At 54.2% G+C, this 16,431-nt stretch carries 11 protein-coding genes; all 11 read left to right on the forward strand.

Annotated elements, in window-relative coordinates:
* Nucleotides 1-67 precede the first annotated feature (67 nt).
* The 11 genes from ACTJIK_RS10140 (at nt 68) to ACTJIK_RS10190 (ending at nt 16,405) form a co-directional block, all read left to right on the forward strand.
* Nucleotides 68-1,147, forward strand: coding sequence for an LptF/LptG family permease (locus ACTJIK_RS10140; protein ID WP_440646255.1), 1,080 nt, complete (start codon nt 68-70; stop codon nt 1,145-1,147).
* A 133-nt stretch (nt 1,148-1,280) separates the two neighbouring features.
* Complete coding sequence (locus ACTJIK_RS10145) at nt 1,281-2,606, forward strand: citrate (Si)-synthase, eukaryotic (protein ID WP_440646256.1); 1,326 nt, start codon at nt 1,281-1,283, stop codon at nt 2,604-2,606.
* A 126-nt stretch (nt 2,607-2,732) separates the two neighbouring features.
* Nucleotides 2,733-4,844 carry an ATP-dependent DNA helicase RecG gene (gene recG, locus ACTJIK_RS10150; protein ID WP_440646257.1) on the forward strand — a complete coding sequence of 704 codons (2,112 nt, stop codon included), beginning with the start codon at nt 2,733-2,735 and terminating at the stop codon, nt 4,842-4,844.
* 317 nt (nt 4,845-5,161) lie between these two features.
* Nucleotides 5,162-8,728, forward strand: coding sequence for a PKD domain-containing protein (locus ACTJIK_RS10155; RefSeq protein WP_440647560.1), 3,567 nt, complete (start codon nt 5,162-5,164; stop codon nt 8,726-8,728).
* An 11-nt stretch (nt 8,729-8,739) separates the two neighbouring features.
* Nucleotides 8,740-9,759: a PorP/SprF family type IX secretion system membrane protein gene (locus ACTJIK_RS10160; RefSeq protein WP_440646258.1), complete on the forward strand. Its 1,020-nt coding sequence runs from the start codon at nt 8,740-8,742 to the stop codon at nt 9,757-9,759.
* A gap of 108 nt (nt 9,760-9,867) precedes the next feature.
* Nucleotides 9,868-11,274, forward strand: a complete 1,407-nt coding sequence (locus tag ACTJIK_RS10165) for an FAD-binding oxidoreductase (RefSeq protein WP_440646259.1) — start codon at nt 9,868-9,870, stop codon at nt 11,272-11,274.
* A gap of 87 nt (nt 11,275-11,361) precedes the next feature.
* On the forward strand, nt 11,362-11,940 hold the full coding sequence (locus ACTJIK_RS10170) for a hypothetical protein (RefSeq protein ID WP_440646260.1): 579 nt from the start codon (nt 11,362-11,364) through the stop codon (nt 11,938-11,940).
* Nucleotides 11,941-12,067: 127 nt separating this feature from the next.
* Nucleotides 12,068-13,189, forward strand: a complete 1,122-nt coding sequence (locus ACTJIK_RS10175; protein WP_440646261.1) for a TIGR03364 family FAD-dependent oxidoreductase — start codon at nt 12,068-12,070, stop codon at nt 13,187-13,189.
* Nucleotides 13,190-13,301: 112 nt separating this feature from the next.
* On the forward strand, nt 13,302-14,807 hold the full coding sequence (locus ACTJIK_RS10180; RefSeq protein WP_440646262.1) for a sodium:solute symporter: 1,506 nt from the start codon (nt 13,302-13,304) through the stop codon (nt 14,805-14,807).
* Nucleotides 14,808-14,842: 35 nt separating this feature from the next.
* A complete protein-coding gene (locus ACTJIK_RS10185; protein ID WP_440646263.1) occupies nt 14,843-15,541 on the forward strand; it encodes a TIGR00730 family Rossman fold protein in 699 nt (232 codons plus the stop codon).
* 222 nt (nt 15,542-15,763) lie between these two features.
* Nucleotides 15,764-16,405 (forward strand): O-methyltransferase, encoded by a 642-nt coding sequence (locus ACTJIK_RS10190; RefSeq protein WP_440646264.1) that lies wholly within the window; start codon nt 15,764-15,766, stop codon nt 16,403-16,405.
* Nucleotides 16,406-16,431: the final 26 nt, after the last annotated feature.

Genomic DNA, 16,431 nt, shown 5'->3' on the forward strand with positions numbered 1-16,431 from the left:
ATAAAATTGCATATTAGATGCAGGCGGAATACTAGCTTTGCACCTTTAAGCCCGGTTGCCTAATAACATGAAGAAGATAGACTGGTACATATTACGCAAGTTCATCGGCACGTTCATTTATTCCCTGATGATCCTGCTGGTGATCTCGGTAGTGATAGACATCACGGAAAAGATCGACGACTTCCTGGAGCACGACCTGTCCATCGGGTTCGTCTTTATGCACTATTACATCGGCTTCATCCCCCACATCGCCGCGCTGCTTTTCCCTTTGTTCATCTTTATTTCGGTGATCTTTTTCACTTCCAAGCTGGCGTATAAAACGGAGATCGTTGCCATACTGAGCGCGGGGGTGAGCTTCAGGCGTTTCCTGCGGCCTTACTGGGTGGGGGCCGTTCTTTTTGCTTCCATTCTCTGGGCGGCCAACCGCTGGGTAGTGCCGGCCGCCAACCGCATCCGCACCACCTTCGAGAATAAATATGTGAGCGCGCCCAAAGATGCAGAGGCGATGAAAGACAGGACCATGCGGGTAGACAGCCTTACCTATATCACCTTCGGTTATTACGATCCCAACTATAAGAACGGTTCCAATTTCGTGATGAAGCGCATCAAAGGCCAGCAGGTTGTTTACAACCTTAAAGCAGACCGCTTTTCGTGGGATTCCGTGGGGCGCAAATGGAAGCTGGACTTCATTACCGTGCGCACCATCAACGGTATGCGCGAAACCCTGCACACCCGCAACGATACCACCGTTCAGATACCCCTTCACCCGGCGGAGCTGATCGAGGAAAAAAATAAAGAACAGGCCATGACCACCCCCGAACTGAACCGTTACCTGGCCAGGGAAGAGTTGCGCGGGGCGGAAGGGCTGAACGTTTATTACGTGGAAAAACACCGGCGGACCTCGGCGGCCTTTGCGGTGATCATCCTGGTTATGATCGGGGCCATTATCTCCAGCAAAAAAGTAAGGGGCGGCAGCGGCCTGCACCTGGCGCTGGGCATCGTGATCTCCGCCATGTATATCCTCTTCATGCAGTTCTCCACCGTATTTGCTACCAAAGCCGATCTGAACCCATTGCTGGCGGCATGGATACCCAACTTCGTATTCGCCGGGCTGGCCCTTTATCTCTATTTCCGCGCCCCGAAGTAGTTGTTCCGATGATTTTTGATCAAAAGCTTGAAATTATACGTTAAATCTCCCCTAAAGGGTAGGGTTTTTATGATTTATCATTACTTTTGTTCATTGATCGATTTCGTTAATTTTTCTAAATCATTGCGGGAAAATGAGTTATATAAAAGAGAAATTCAAGGCTAAAGCAGATGAACTGGGCGCAGAGGTAAAGGACCTGCTCAAGAATCATGGTACAAAGAAAGTAGATGATGTAACAGTGGCCCAGGTTTATCAGGGCATGCGCGGTATTACCGGGCTGGTTACCGAAACCTCCCTGCTGGATGCCAATGAAGGTATCCGCTTCCGCGGTTATTCTATCCCCGAATTAAGGGAACATCTTCCGAAAGCCCCGGGCGGCGCAGAACCCCTGCCGGAAGGATTATTTTACCTCATGCTGATCGGCGAACTGCCCACCGAAGCGGATGTGCAGAACCTGAGCAGCGTGTTGGGCCGCCGCAGCCATGTGCCGAATCACGTATTCGACGCTATTGAATCGCTGCCTGTTTCCACTCACCCCATGACCATGTTTACCGTGGCCGTTATGGCTTTGCAGACCGAATCCGTGTTTGCAAAAGCGTATGCGGACGGGATGAATAAAAAAGATTACTGGAGCTACATGTATGAGGACACCCTGAACCTCATCGCGCGCCTGCCGCGTGTAGCCGCCTATATCTACCGCCGCAAGTACAAAGAAGGCAAGCACATCCAGCCGGATGGCATGCTGGACTGGGCTGCCAACTTCGCCCATATGCTGGGGTATTCAGACGATGGATTTAAAGAACTGATGCGCCTTTACATGGTGATCCATGCGGATCACGAAGGCGGCAACGTGAGCGCTCACACCACCCACCTCGTAGGCTCCGCCCTCAGCGACGCCTACCTGTCGTTCGCTGCAGGTATGAACGGCCTTGCAGGTCCCCTGCACGGCCTGGCCAACCAGGAAGTGATCAAATGGATACTGAGCATGCGCGAAGAGCTGGGCGGCGGCGTTCCCACCAAGGAGCAGATCGCGGCCTACGTGAAAAAGACGCTCGCTGACGGTAAAGTGGTGCCAGGCTACGGCCACGCGGTACTGCGCAAAACCGATCCCCGCTTCACCGCGCAGATGGAGTTCGCGAAGAAACACCTCCCTGAAGATGAGCTTGTGCGCATCGTTTGGGCGATCTATGATACGGTACCCACCATTTTGCAGGACCTGGGCAAGGTGAAAAACCCCTGGCCTAACGTAGACGCACATTCCGGCGCACTGCTGGTACACTACGGCCTGGTGGAATACGAATTCTACACCGTACTGTTCGGCGTAAGCCGTGCACTCGGCGTGCTGGCTTCCCTCTGCTGGGACCGTGCGCTGAACCTTTCCCTCGAAAGGCCCAAATCCGTTACTTCTGAATGGATGAAGCTGTTCGTGGAAGGAAAAGTAGAAGCGATCGCTGAATAATTATTTTTATGATACTGGCCGGCCCGGAAGCATCGCAGCGTCCGGGCCGGTCTTTTTTATGCGCTGCTGCCGTTTGCCTTTTTTTCTGAAATTGCCGTACTTCGTACCCTCATTCAACATTCGCTATTGAGTTATATCTCTTCCATATTACCCAACCCGATCGAATACCTGAAAGGCGTAGGTCCCCAGCGGGGCGAACTGCTGCGGAAGGAGATCGGCCTCCATACCTTCCGCGACCTGCTGGAATATTACCCTTTCCGGTATGTGGACCGCACCAAGGTGGAGAAGATCCGCAACCTCAGCGGCATGGAAGAATTCGTGCAGATCAGGGGGCGCATCGTGCATATGGAAGTAATGGGGGATAAGCGCTCCAAGCGGCTGGTGGCCACGCTGCAGGACGAAACAGGCCGTATTGACCTGGTCTGGTTCCAGGGGTGGCAATGGATGCAGAAATCGCTCCGCGAAAATGCCGGTTACCTCGTGTTCGGCAGGCTGTCGCAGTTTAACGGCATTTTGCAGATGGCCCACCCCGAAATGGACCTGCTCACCGAGGAGATTGCTACCGGCAAACAGCACCTGGAACCGGTGTATTATACCACCGAAAAGCTCAAGGCCCGCGGCCTTACCGCCAAAGCCATCGGCAAGCTGACGCATAACCTGCTGGAGCAGCTGTCGCTTTCGGAGATCAAAGAGAACATCCCGGCGCCGGTGCTGCAACAGTTCCGGCTGATGCCGCGGTCGCAGGCTTATTTCAAGATACACCTCCCTGCTACGGAAGAAGAAGCCAGGCAGGCGCAGCGCAGGCTGAAGTTTGAAGAGCTTTTCCTGGCGCAGATACGCATCTGCCGCCTCAAGATCCGCCGCCATAAAGCCAGTCAGGGTTTTATTTTTAACGCCGTGGGCGATGTGTTCAACACCTTTTATAACAACCACCTGCCTTTTGCGCTCACCGGCGCACAGAAGCGTGTGCTGAAAGAGATCAGGAAAGACACGACCACCGGCCGGCAAATGAACCGCCTCGTGCAGGGGGATGTTGGCTCCGGGAAGACCATGGTGGCCCTTCTTTCGCTCCTGATAGCCATAGACAACGGTTTCCAGGGATGCCTGATGGCGCCTACCGAGATACTGGCGCAACAACATTATAAAGGCATCTCCGAACTGCTGAAAGATATGCCGCTGAAAGTAGCGCTGCTGACCGGCAACATCAAAGGGAAGGCCCGGAAACAAATACTGGCCGAAGCCGAGGCCGGGAACATCCACATCCTGATCGGCACCCATGCCCTGCTGGAAAACGAAGTGAAATTCCATCACCTGGGGCTGGCTATTGTAGACGAGCAGCACCGCTTTGGCGTGGCCCAGCGCGCGCGCCTCTGGGAAAAGAACGATATGCCCCCGCATATCCTGGTGATGACCGCCACGCCCATTCCCCGTACATTGGCCATGACCGTATACGGCGACCTGGACGTGTCCGTGATAGACGAGCTGCCGCCGGGCCGTAAACCCATTACCACCGTTCACCGCACCGAATACCAGCGGCCGCAGGTGATGGACTTTATCAAAGACGAAGTTCGCAAGGGGCGGCAGGCCTATATCGTATATCCGCTCATCGAAGAATCCGCCAGCCTTGATTTTGAAAACCTTACAAAGGGATACGAGGAAGTAAAGGCCTTTTTCCCCGAACCGAAATATTACATCAGTATGGTGCACGGCCGCATGACCAACGAGCTGAAAGACGCGAACATGCACCGCTTCGTGACCGGCGATACGCAGATCATGGTGGCCACCACCGTGATAGAAGTGGGCGTGAACGTGCCCAATGCTTCCGTGATGGTCATCGAAAGCACCGAGCGCTTTGGCCTCAGCCAGCTGCACCAGCTGCGCGGACGCGTGGGCAGGGGGGCGGAGCAGAGCTACTGCATCCTGATGACGGGCAACAAGATCGGGAAAGACAGCCAGGAGAGAGTGAAGGTAATGGTGCAGACCAACGACGGCTTCGTGATCTCGGAAAAAGATATGGAGCTGCGCGGCCCCGGCGACATCGAAGGCACCCGCCAGAGCGGCCTGCTGGACCTCAAGCTGGCGGACATTGTGCAGGACCGCGCCATGCTCCAGGCTGCCCGCGACTGCGCTGAGAAGATATTGTCAGAAGACCCCGACCTTGAACTTCCGGAAAATAAACCCTTACACGATTTTCTGGCCACACAACGGTCAAAATCTGCATGGAGTAAAATATCATGACGGCTTTTACGTTGAATTCTCGGAATGACTGGCAGGGATGGTTGATCCTGAATATGTTGCTTGCCCAATACCTTCGTGGACCGTCCTCTGCCAGTCGCCAACCAATACAGCTGCCGTAACATTTTGACGGTTCTATCCGTTAAATAAAGTATATTAGTTATTACTAGGCACAATCTTAAATACGAAACCGCTTGAAATCTTCGCGCCCTACCGGTCTTATCAGTGCTTTGCAAGTTTGGATACTGGTTATGATGATTGGAACACCTGCTTTTTCACAGGGCCATCAGCACAGCCCAAATTCTTCCCCATTGGAATTTGTGGAAAACAAAGGGCAATGGAACACAGATTTCAGGTACAGGGCCTCCCTCGGCGGCGCCAGTATTTACCTCCGCAACAACAGCTTCAGGATATCGCTGCTGCACCCCGAAGACATGGAACGCCTGGAAAGGTCGCGCCATGGCACTGTAAAGGATTCCTCAGGCTACACCTATTATCCCGACGGTGTGCCGAAAGATAAACAGGACAACACGGCCAATAACAGGATAAGCCCGCCGGTAAAACCCATTCCCGGCGGCGGCAATCCCGCTGCACCAGGCAGGGTAAGAGGTCACTCCTACGACATACAGTTCCTGAACGCGGCCGCCAGCCCCGAGATCATTCCTTCCAAGGCCACCCAGGACAATATCAACTACATCATCGGCAAGGACCCGTCCAAATGGAAGTCGGGGATCGGCGCCTATACGAATATCCTGTACAAGAACATGTACCCGGACGTGGACGTACAGGTGTACTCCGAGTCCGGCCAGCTGAAATACGATGTGATCGTGCATCCCGGCGGCAATCCCGGCAATGTGAAGCTGCAATACAACGGCGCTTCTTCCGTGTCGCTTAAAAAGAACACCCTGCATATCCTTACCTCCGTGGGCGAAGCCATAGAACTGGCCCCTTATGCATACCAATACGTTAACGGGCAGCGGAAAACGGTGAAAGTGGACTACCAGCTTTCCGGTAATACGGTGAGCTACAAGGTATCCGGCAGGTACGACCCGCAATATCCCCTGGTGATAGACCCTACCGTGGTTTTTGCAACCCTTACCGGTTCCCGCGCGGATAACTGGGGGTATACCGCCACTTACGACGCCGCCGGTAATTTTTACGGTGGCGGCATCATATGGGGCCAGGGCTATCCTACCAGCACCGGGGCTTACGACGCAGGCTTCAACGGCGGCGAGATCGACATTGCCGTTACCAAGTTCAACGCAGCGGGCAGCCGCATTATATATTCCACCTACATCGGCGGTTCGGGAGACGAGCAGCCCTGCAGCATGTTCGTGGACGGGGGCGGCAACCTGGTCATATCCGGCAGAAGCAATTCCAACGATTTTCCCGCCCTTACCAAAGCAGGCGTAGGCGGCGGCAACGATATTGTAGTAGTAAAGCTGAATGCCAACGGTACAGCGATGATCGGTTCCATGATGATAGGCGGCTCCCAGCTGGATGGTGCCAACATCAGGCCGGACAAAGGCCAGGGGACAGACGTGCTGCTCCGAAACTATGGCGACGATGCCCGGAGCGAAGTAGTGGTAGACGGCGCCGGGAATATTTACGTAGCCAGCTCCACCCAGTCCGGCGACTTCCCCGTTACCTCCGGCGCTTTCCAGACCACTTTCGGTGGTGGCCGGCAAGATGCCGTGGTGATGAAGATCAACCCCGCCTGCAACGCGCTGGTATGGGCCAGCTTCCTGGGCGGCAGCGCCGAAGACGCTGCCTATGTATTGGCGTTGAACGGCGGCAACAGCGTGTACGTGGCCGGGGGCACCGCCAGCAGCAATTTCCCGATGCGTGGCAGCGGTGTGTGGAGTTCCTACCGGGGCGGCGCATGCGATGGTTATATCGCGCATTTCTCCGCCAACGGCAGCGCCTTATTGCAGTCCACCTTTATAGGTTCAGACAACGGGAAGGCGGACCAGGTGTACGGCATCCAGCTGGACAGGCAAGGTTCCGTATACGTGATGGGCACCACCGAAGGCAACTGGCCCATCCAGCAGCCCGCGGGCACGCCCACTTTCTACAACGACAATTCCAAACAGTTCATTACCAAGCTAAGGCCAGACCTTTCAGCGTTGATATATTCCACCACTTTCGGGAAAAATGCCAGCTCTCCCAGCCTGAGCCCCGTGGCTTTCCTGGTGGACCGCTGCCAGAACGTATATGTTTCCGGCTGGGGCGGCGATCTGAACTCCGGCGCGGGATACGCCAACTCCAATACCCGCAACCTGCGGGTGACGCCTGATGCGCGCAAGTCCAGGTCCGACGGCAGTGATTTTTATTTCTTCGTGATGAAAAGGGACGCGCTGGGTATTCTTTATGGTTCCTTTTACGGCGGCGACGGTCTGCTGGAACATGTGGACGGGGGAACCAGCCGCTTCGACCAGAACGGCGTGATCTACCAGGCCATCTGCGCTTCCTGCCAGCTTCACCAGGGGCCGGCAATACGCTTCCCGACAACCCCCGGGGCTTATTACACCGGTTATACCACCAACTGTAACCTCGGCTCCCTCAAGATCGCATTCAACCTCGACGGCGTGCGCGCCGGCTTCACCACACAGGAAAGAAGACGGAACTATTGCGTGCCCGCCAATATCCAGTTCATCGATACCACGGGCGTAACCGCACAGAGCTGGACCTGGAACTTTGGCGACGGCTCTCCCGAAGTGGTGACCACCGTGCCGAACACCTCGCATTCCTATCCCGCCGTGGGCGATTACCGCGTGCGCCTCGTTAAATACGACCCGGCCAGCTGTAACCTGGCGGATACCGCTTATATGGATATCCGCGTGCGGGAAGACCGGGCGCCGATGGGCTTCACCGAGCAGCGCCTGCCACCCTGCACCGCGCTGGAATATCTTTTCGTCAATACGTCCACACACCCGCCGGGCAAGCCTTTCCAGAATAATTCCTTCACCTGGGATTTCGGAGACAATACGCCGCAGGTGGTAACAGATACCACGCGCCAGATTCACCGCTTCGCCTCCGAAGGCATTTATAACGTAAGCCTGACGCTTACGGACACCAACTATTGCAACGCTCCCGAAACACAGACGCTGCAATTACGTGTAGCCGCCAACGTGGTAGCCGCATTTACAGTGCCTGACAGCAGCTGCGCGCCGTTCATCGCCAACTTCGACAATATTTCCAAAGGCGGCGTTACGTTCAACTGGGATTTTGGGGACGGTACACAATCTACCGATGCGTACCCCACCCATACTTACACCACGCCGGGCCGGTATCCGGTAAGGCTCGAGGCGTTCGATCCCAACACCTGTAACCAGCGGCACGATACGACGATCATCATCACCGTATTACCGCCGCCCACCGCGCAGTTCACTTTCCAGCCCAACAAGCCGGTAGAGAACACGCCGCATATGTTCACCAACCAGAGCACCGGCGCAGCGCGTTACCACTGGGACTTTGGAGATGGCAACACTTCTACCGAAGTGAATCCCACTTACCAATACCTGCGCACCGGCACCTACGATGTGTGCCTGATCGCGATCACAGAGTTTGGCTGCCAGGATACGGTATGCCAGCAGGTAAGCGCCATCGTGAACCCGCTGTACGACGTTCCCACCGCATTTTCTCCGAATGGGGACGGGGTGAACGATATCTGGGAGATCAAAGGTTTCGGTATAATTCATTACGACATGAAGGTGTTCAACCGCTGGGGCCAGCTGGTGTTCCAGAGCAACGACATGAAGCTGGGATGGAACGGTCGCTTCAATGGTACCATTCAGCCCATGGACGCTTACGCCTTCGTGCTGAACATCGAATTCTCGGATGGCAATAAGGTCACTAAAACAGGGAACGTTACACTATTACGATAAAGGGTCTGGTTATGAGAAAGTACGTCTACCATATTGTCCTGATTTGTTGCCTCGCGGGCGCCATTCCGGCTTCCGCGCAAGACCTGCATTTTTCGCAGTTCTTCAATTCACCCCTTTCCACCAATCCCGCCAATACCGGTTTTATTCCTGACGGCAACTACCGCATCGGGATCAATTACCGCAACCAGTGGGCTACCATACCCGTTCCGTATAAGACCATGTCTGTATTCGGCGACTTCCAGCTGTTCCGCGAGCAGCTTACCTATGGCTGGGTAGGCGTGGGGGGCATGCTGCTGCGCGATGTGGCGGGTACCGGCAACCTCACTTCCACCAAGGCTTACGGCTCTGTGGCCTATCACCAGCTGCTGGGGCAGAGCAGCCTGCTGAGCGCGGGTTTTAACGTAGGATATGCGGACAAAAGAGTGGACCTCACCAAGCTCACCTTCGGCAGCCAGTGGAACGGCCAGTTCTTCGACTCGCAGATGTTTTCCGGCGAACCTTTCACCGCGGCCTCTGTAGGGTATTTTGATATGCAGGTGGGTATGAACTACGCCTACTTTCCGACAGACAATATTTACATCAACGGCGGATTTTCCGTGCATCACATCAATACGCCCCGTGAAACTTTCTACAACGGGAACAACCAGATAGACCGGCGTTACATCGGCTTCCTGAACGCCAGCCTGAAGCTCAACGATAAAGTGATCCTCAACCCGAGCGCATACCACGCCCGCCAGGCCGGCTCCAGCGAAACCATGGCAGGCGCTTACGCGGCTTACAATCTTTCCGGAGACGGCAACCAGCAACTATTTGGCGGTCTGTATTACCGCTTGCAGGATGCTTACGCATTCCTGGTGGGCTACCAGGTGGCCAATTTCAGGCTGATGTTCAACTACGACGTGACGTCCAGCACACTGTCTGCGGCCAACAGCCGCCAGGGCGCGTATGAGCTGAGCCTGCTGTACATCGGCCTGTACCCGAACAGGAGCTTTTCCAATGCGAAGCGGTATACGCTCTGCCCGTCTTTCTAGGAGCGGTCATTTTGCAGAAGCGGTTCTTTTTCTCTCCTTTAACAATAACGGCCCGGCCGCCCGGGTTTGTCTATGTAGTTATTCCGAATTGATAACTATTTTTGCTGCATGAGCACATTCGCTAAAGTAACTCCCGCTCACATAGAAGCCCTGAAGGGCATTGTAGGGAAAGCCTTTGTTTTTACAGACGAAGAGAACATAGAAAAATACGCGCACGACGAAACAGAGGATCTCCGTTTTCCGCCGGAAGTGGTGGTGAAACCCGCCACCACGGAAGAAGTAAGTCGCATCATGCGGCTTTGCAACGAAGCGCTGCTGCCGGTAACGCCGAGGGGCGGAGGCACCGGTTTGAGCGGAGGGGCGCTGGCGCAGCATGGCGGCGTATTGCTGTCTACTGAAAGACTGAACAGGATACTGGAAATAGACGAACGCAATCTCCAGGTGACCACTGAGCCAGGGGTGATCACGCAGGTATTGCAGGAGGCCGTAAGGGAGAAAGGATTATTCTACCCGCCGGACCCCAGCAGCCGCGGCACCTGTTTTATCGGCGGCAACATAGCTGAGAACTCCGGCGGCCCCAAGGCCGTGAAATACGGGGTGGTAAAGGATTATGTGCTGAACCTCGAACTGGTGCTGCCGAATGGCGAAGTGATCTGGACCGGTGCCAACGTGCTGAAGAACGCCACCGGGTATAATCTTACCCAGCTGGTGGTAGGCAGCGAAGGCACGCTGGGCGTGGTTACAAAGATCGTGCTGCGGCTCATACCGCTACCGAAGCACGACCTGCTGATGCTCGTGCCCTTCAATTCCGCAGAATACGCCTGCGCAGCGGTGAGCGCGATCTTCCGCGCAGGGTACACGCCTTCCGCACTGGAATTCATGGAAAGAGATGCGCTGCTGTGGGTAACGCAGTTTGTAGACAGCAGCATGGTGAAAATAGATGACGAAGTGCAGGCCCACCTGCTCATTGAAGTGGACGGCAACCACCCGGACATGCTGTTTCAGGAAATGGAAGCCATCGCGGCGGTAGTGATGGAATTCGGCTGCGGAGAAATTCTTTTCGCAGACAGCCACCAGCAGAAAGAAGAGCTCTGGAAGCTGCGCCGCAGGGTAGCCGAAGCCGTGAAGTCCAATTCCATTTACAAGGAAGAAGACACCGTGGTGCCGCGCGCCGAACTGCCTTTGCTGCTGAACGGGGTGAAAGCCATCGGGCAGCGGTACGGGTTCAGGTCTGTGTGTTACGGGCATGCGGGCGATGGTAACCTGCACGTGAATATCATTAAAGGCGACCTGACGGATGACGCCTGGAACGGCACGCTCAAAGACGGCATCCGCGAGATATTCGAGCTGGTGAAGCGGCTGGGGGGCACTATTTCCGGCGAGCACGGCATCGGGCTGGTGCAGAAGGATTATATGGAGATCATTTTCAGCCGGCAGCAGATGCAGCTGATGAAACAGATCAAGCAGGTGTTTGACCCGAATAATATCCTGAACACCGGGAAAATATTTGATTGAGACCGTAAGATATCCCATTAAAGAAACGTTAATGCGTATGGCAGACCGGTAAAAATCAAATAATTTAGCTGGCAATAATGTATGATCATGAAACGTATATACTTAGCCGTTATCCTGTTAATTTGCGCCCAGGCAGCAACTGCGCAGTTTTATAAAACCGATACCGCCCGTGGCTTCGACCGCAGCCGGTTGATGGTGGGAGGCAGCTTCGGTGCGGGCTTCGGCGATTATACGCTGGTGAATATCTCGCCTATCATCGGTTACCGTTTTTCCCCGATGTTCGCAGCCGGTGTTGCGCTGAATGCGCAGCTTTCCTGGGAGAAGCTGAGAGGCTACGATGGCGAAATTTATGCCCGTTACAATTATAACATGTTCGGAGGCGGGCTCTGGGGCCGGTTTTACCCCATTCCTCAATTGTTCCTCCAGGCCCAGCCGGAATATAACAGCATCGGCGAAAAGTTCAGGGATTATGCACCCGATCCTCCCGTGACCACCAAAACCCGCTACGGCGCGCCCGCCCTGTTGCTCGGCGGCGGTTATGCCCAGCCGATCGGCATGGGCAACTCCGCTTTCGTGATCATGATCCTGTATGATGTATTGCAGGATGAGCGCTCTCCTTACAGGAACCGCCCCGTGATCTCCGCAGGCGTGAACGTTGGATTTTGAACACCATCAAAATATTCTCAGGAAAGCCGGCGGTATAGCCGGCTTTTTTATGCGCCTCCGAATGAACTTTATGTTATTTGTGTATAATAACTAAACAATTATTTACAAATACTGTTATATTTGGTCCATGCAACAGCAAGCAGACTGCGCCGTAGTCGGCGCCGGGATCGTGGGGCTGGCCACCGCTTACCACCTTGCCCTTAAAGGAAAAAAGGTCATTGTTTTTGAACGCAACGCCCGCGCCACCGGCGCGTCGTACCGCAATTTCGGATTGGTGTGGACCATCGGGCAGCAGGCGGGCCATATCTATGAACGCGCTTTGTACGGGCGGGGCATCTGGAAAAACATAGCCGCCAGAACAGGCCTTAGCTGTGAAGAAACCGGCTCTTTGCATTTAGGCTACCACGATGATGAAGTGAGCGTGATGGAAGAATTTGCGCGTATAGGCAGCGCGCATTGCGAAGTGCTCAGCCCTGCGGCAGCCGCGCAAAAAAGCGGCGCCTTCCAGCCCAAAGGCCTCAAAGCCGCACTCTGGAGCCCCATGGAAATGATGCTGGACCCCCGCGTGGCAAGCGCCACCATCGCGGCTTTCCTGCAATCGGAACATCAGGTGGACATTCACTTCAACACCGCGGTGAACGGCATCAGCATGCCTTTCATCGAAACAAAACAAGGCAAATGGAAAGTGGAACAGGTGTTCGTATGCAGCGGCCAGGACTTTGAAACCCTTTACCCGTCTGTGTTCGAAGCTGCACCCATCACCCGCTGCAAATTGCAGATGATGCGCACCGTTGCCCAGCCCGGCAACTGGAAGCTAGGCCCCGCGCTCAGCACCGGCCTCAGCATGCTGCACTATGCATCTTTTTCGCAATGCCCTTCGCTGCCGGAACTGCGCAAAAGAATTGAATCCACCCTGCCTGAATACCTGCAATACGGCATTCACCTGCTGGTATCGCAAAACGGGGCAGGGGAGCTTTCCCTGGGCGACAGCCATGAATACGGCCGTGAAGTGGATCCGTTCGATAAAGAACATATCAACCAGCTCATTCTTCAGTATATCCAAACGTTTCTGCTCGCGCCTTCCTTTACCATACAGGAGCGCTGGCACGGCGTATATCCCAAACTCACCAACGGCGAAACTGACCTCGTGCTGCGGCCTGGCCCGGGCGTTACTATTCTCAACGGTCTTGGCGGCGCAGGCATGACGCTCTCGTTCGGCCTTGCCCGTGACGTTGTAGCGGCGCTTTGACAGCATATTGTATCCAGTGAACAGGGCAGCAGGGATGCTGCCTTTTTTTATGCTTTCTTGGCTGAAATCCCTATTTTTATTTTTATTCTAACGTTTACGTCAAAATCTGTACATGGCACCTGACCAGAACCAGTTCATGTCGCCTGGGATATTTATCGTTTTTATCGCCAGCTACTTTTTCCTGCTATTGCTTATCTCTTACCTGACCACGCGAAAGGCTGATGCACAATCCTATTTCATCGGCAACAGGAACTCCGTATGGTACCTGGTGGCCATCGGGATGATCAGCGATTCCTTATCTGGTGTTACGTTCATATCCGTGCCGGGCAAAGTGGAAACCGGTTCTTTCTCGTACCTGCAAACCATCCTGGGCTACGTGGTGGGCTATGTGATCATTGCCACCGTATTGCTGCCGTTGTATTATAACCGGAACCTGACGTCCATTTATACTTACCTGCAACAGCGTTTCGGGCCCGTCACGCAAAAAACGGGCGCGGTGTTCTTCATTCTCTCCCGGCTGGTGGGCGCGGCGGCGCGCCTGTTCCTGGTGGCGGGCGTGTTGCAGCTCTTTGTGTTCGACTATTACCATGTTCCCTTTGCTTTGTCCGTTTCCATCATGATCGCGCTGATGCTGGTGTACACCTACCGCGGCGGCATCAAAACGCTGGTGTGGACGGACGCCATGCAATCCACCTTCCTGCTGCTGGCCGTGGTGCTCACCATCATCGTGATCTGTTCTGACCTGCAATGGGGCCTGGGCGACCTTATCAGCAACGTGGCGGATAACCCGCGTTCCAAAACATTTTTCTGGGATTGGAAAGCCGCCAACTTTTTCCCGAAAGAATTTTTCGGCGGTATGATGATCGCCGTTACCATGACCGGGCTGGACCAGAACATGATGCAGAAGAACCTCAGCTGCCGCTCCCTCGGCGAAGCGCAGAAGAACATTTATTCCTTCAGCATCATGCAGCTGGTGGTGAACGTGTTCTTCCTCAGCCTGGGTGTGCTGCTCTACGAATACATGAGCGCAAACGCCCTGCAGATACCGGTAGGCGCGGATGGCCGGAAGCTGACGGACCAGGTGTTCCCCATGCTGGCGCTCACCCAGCTGGGCACGTTTGCCAGCATCGTCTTCATCGTGGGCCTGACGGCGGCTACATTTTCGAGTGCGGACAGTGTGCTGACCACGCTCACCACTTCTTTTTACATCGACATCCTGGGCCACTCCACCGAAGGAATGGACGCAAGACGGAAGCGAACCAGGAACCTTATACACGTGGGCTGCGCCGTCGCTTTGCTGCTCACCATCCTTTTATTCAAGGCATTCAACGAGAGCGCGGTGATAGATACCGTACTGTTCCTCGCCACCATTACTTACGGGCCGATGCTGGGCCTGTTCGCCTTCGGCATCCTGAACAAGCGGCCCATCGTGGATTACGGCTCGGTGGTGGTATGTCTCATTTCACCCGTTCTTTGTTTTATCCTCAAACAATATTCAGAACAATGGCTGGGCGGGTATAAATTCGGGAATGAACTGCTGATCGTGAACGGCCTGTTTACGTATATCGGTTTATGGCTGTTTTCCAAAAGCAGGGCGTCCCTGCAACCGTTGCAGTAAAAAAGTGTAGATTGTAAAACAAAAAAGAACAGCAGATGAACGATTTGTTAAAGAACCTGCAGATGCGGGACTGGACAGAAACGAAAGCCCATTCCAGCTGGCAGATATTCAAGATCATGGCGGAGTTTGTGGAAGGGTTCGAAGCGCTTGCAAAGATCGGCCCCTGTATTTCCGTATTCGGTTCAGCCCGCACCCGCGAAGGCAATCACTATTACGAACTGGCCTGCGAGATAGCGAAGCGCCTTGCTGAAGATGGTTTCGGCATTATCTCCGGCGGCGGCCCCGGCATTATGGAAGCGGCCAACAAAGGCGCGCAGAAAGCAAAAGGAAAAAGCGTGGGGCTCAACATCCAGCTGCCGCATGAACAATATTCGAATCCTTACCTGGACAACGACAAGAGCCTCAACTTCGATTATTTCTTCGTCCGCAAAGTGATGTTCGCCAAATATTCCCAGGGTTTCGTGATGATGCCCGGCGGCTTCGGCACGATGGATGAATTCTTTGAAGTAGCCACCCTCATCCAAACGAAAAAAATGACGGAAACACCGCTGGTGCTCGTTGGAAAAGAATATTGGAGCGGCCTGCTGTCGTGGATAGATGCGGTGATGATGAAAAAAGAAAGCAATATCCATCCCGAAGACCTGGACCTGCTGAAGGTGTTTGACACGGCAGACGAAGTGGTGGAGTACTTCCGCGTGTTTTACACCACCAACAAGCTCCGTCCCAACTTCTAGTATTATTCCATTAACATATACATATGGATGATATTTATCCAGTGTAATTAAATTGAATACATTTATACAGTCACAGCCTATAGCGGACCATTACAAGATTTGTTATATGGTCAATAGTTGTGTCTTTTAATGGTTAACATGGGGTAAAGAGCCTGATAGTATTATCGGGCTCGATTTGTTTGTGGCTGAATGATAAATGCTTAGGTTTGCAAAAAAAAAGGCATGGAGGTAATATCCCGGGACATTCAGGCGTTTGCAGAGAAGTACACCACTCCCGAAACGGAGCTGTTATACCGTTTACACCGCGAAACGTACCTGAAGGTGGACCAGCCTCACATGCTGAGCGGCCATGTCCAGGGCCGTTTCCTGTCGATGGTGAGCCAGATGATGCGCCCGCGGCGTATCCTCGAAATAGGCACCTACACCGGTTATTCCGCCATCTGCCTGGCGCAGGGCCTTGCAGAGAACGGGCATCTGCATACGATCGATATTAACGAGGAGCTGGAAGAAATGAGCGGCCGTTATATCACCGAAGCAGGTTTGAGGGATCGCATCACGCAGCATACCGGCAGGGCGGCAGAGATCATCCCGCAGCTGGATGAAGTGTTCGACCTGGTGTTCATCGATGCGGACAAGGCCGGTTATATCGGTTATTACGATCTCGTTTGGGAAAAGCTGCGGCCCGGCGGATTCATGCTGGCGGACAATGTGCTGTACCACGGCGAGGTAGTGCTGGAAGAAGAAGAGCGAAGCAACAACGCCAAAGCCATGATCAGCTTCTGCGAAAAAGCATTGACTGACGAACGCGCTGAAACGCTGCTGCTGAGCCTGCGCGACGGCGTGCTGATGATCCGGAAAAAATAAAATAAGGATCATCCAGGAACAAGACC

It is taken from the genome of Chitinophaga sp. 22620 (assembly GCF_052044405.1).
GTDB lineage: Bacteria > Bacteroidota > Bacteroidia > Chitinophagales > Chitinophagaceae > Chitinophaga.

What these genes read in the sequence shown, in the direction of transcription:
- ACTJIK_RS10175 (WP_440646261.1), top strand. Translation starts at nt 12,068, where the DNA reads ATGCAACAGCAAGCAGACTGCGCCGTAGTCGGCGCCGGGATCGTGGGG.
- ACTJIK_RS10165 (WP_440646259.1), top strand. Translation starts at nt 9,868, where the DNA reads ATGAGCACATTCGCTAAAGTAACTCCCGCTCACATAGAAGCCCTGAAG.
- ACTJIK_RS10170 (WP_440646260.1), top strand. Translation starts at nt 11,362, where the DNA reads ATGAAACGTATATACTTAGCCGTTATCCTGTTAATTTGCGCCCAGGCA.
- ACTJIK_RS10190 (WP_440646264.1), top strand. Translation starts at nt 15,764, where the DNA reads ATGGAGGTAATATCCCGGGACATTCAGGCGTTTGCAGAGAAGTACACC.
- ACTJIK_RS10145 (WP_440646256.1), top strand. Translation starts at nt 1,281, where the DNA reads ATGAGTTATATAAAAGAGAAATTCAAGGCTAAAGCAGATGAACTGGGC.
- ACTJIK_RS10180 (WP_440646262.1), top strand. Translation starts at nt 13,302, where the DNA reads ATGGCACCTGACCAGAACCAGTTCATGTCGCCTGGGATATTTATCGTT.
- ACTJIK_RS10185 (WP_440646263.1), top strand. Translation starts at nt 14,843, where the DNA reads ATGAACGATTTGTTAAAGAACCTGCAGATGCGGGACTGGACAGAAACG.
- ACTJIK_RS10140 (WP_440646255.1), top strand. Translation starts at nt 68, where the DNA reads ATGAAGAAGATAGACTGGTACATATTACGCAAGTTCATCGGCACGTTC.
- ACTJIK_RS10160 (WP_440646258.1), top strand. Translation starts at nt 8,740, where the DNA reads ATGAGAAAGTACGTCTACCATATTGTCCTGATTTGTTGCCTCGCGGGC.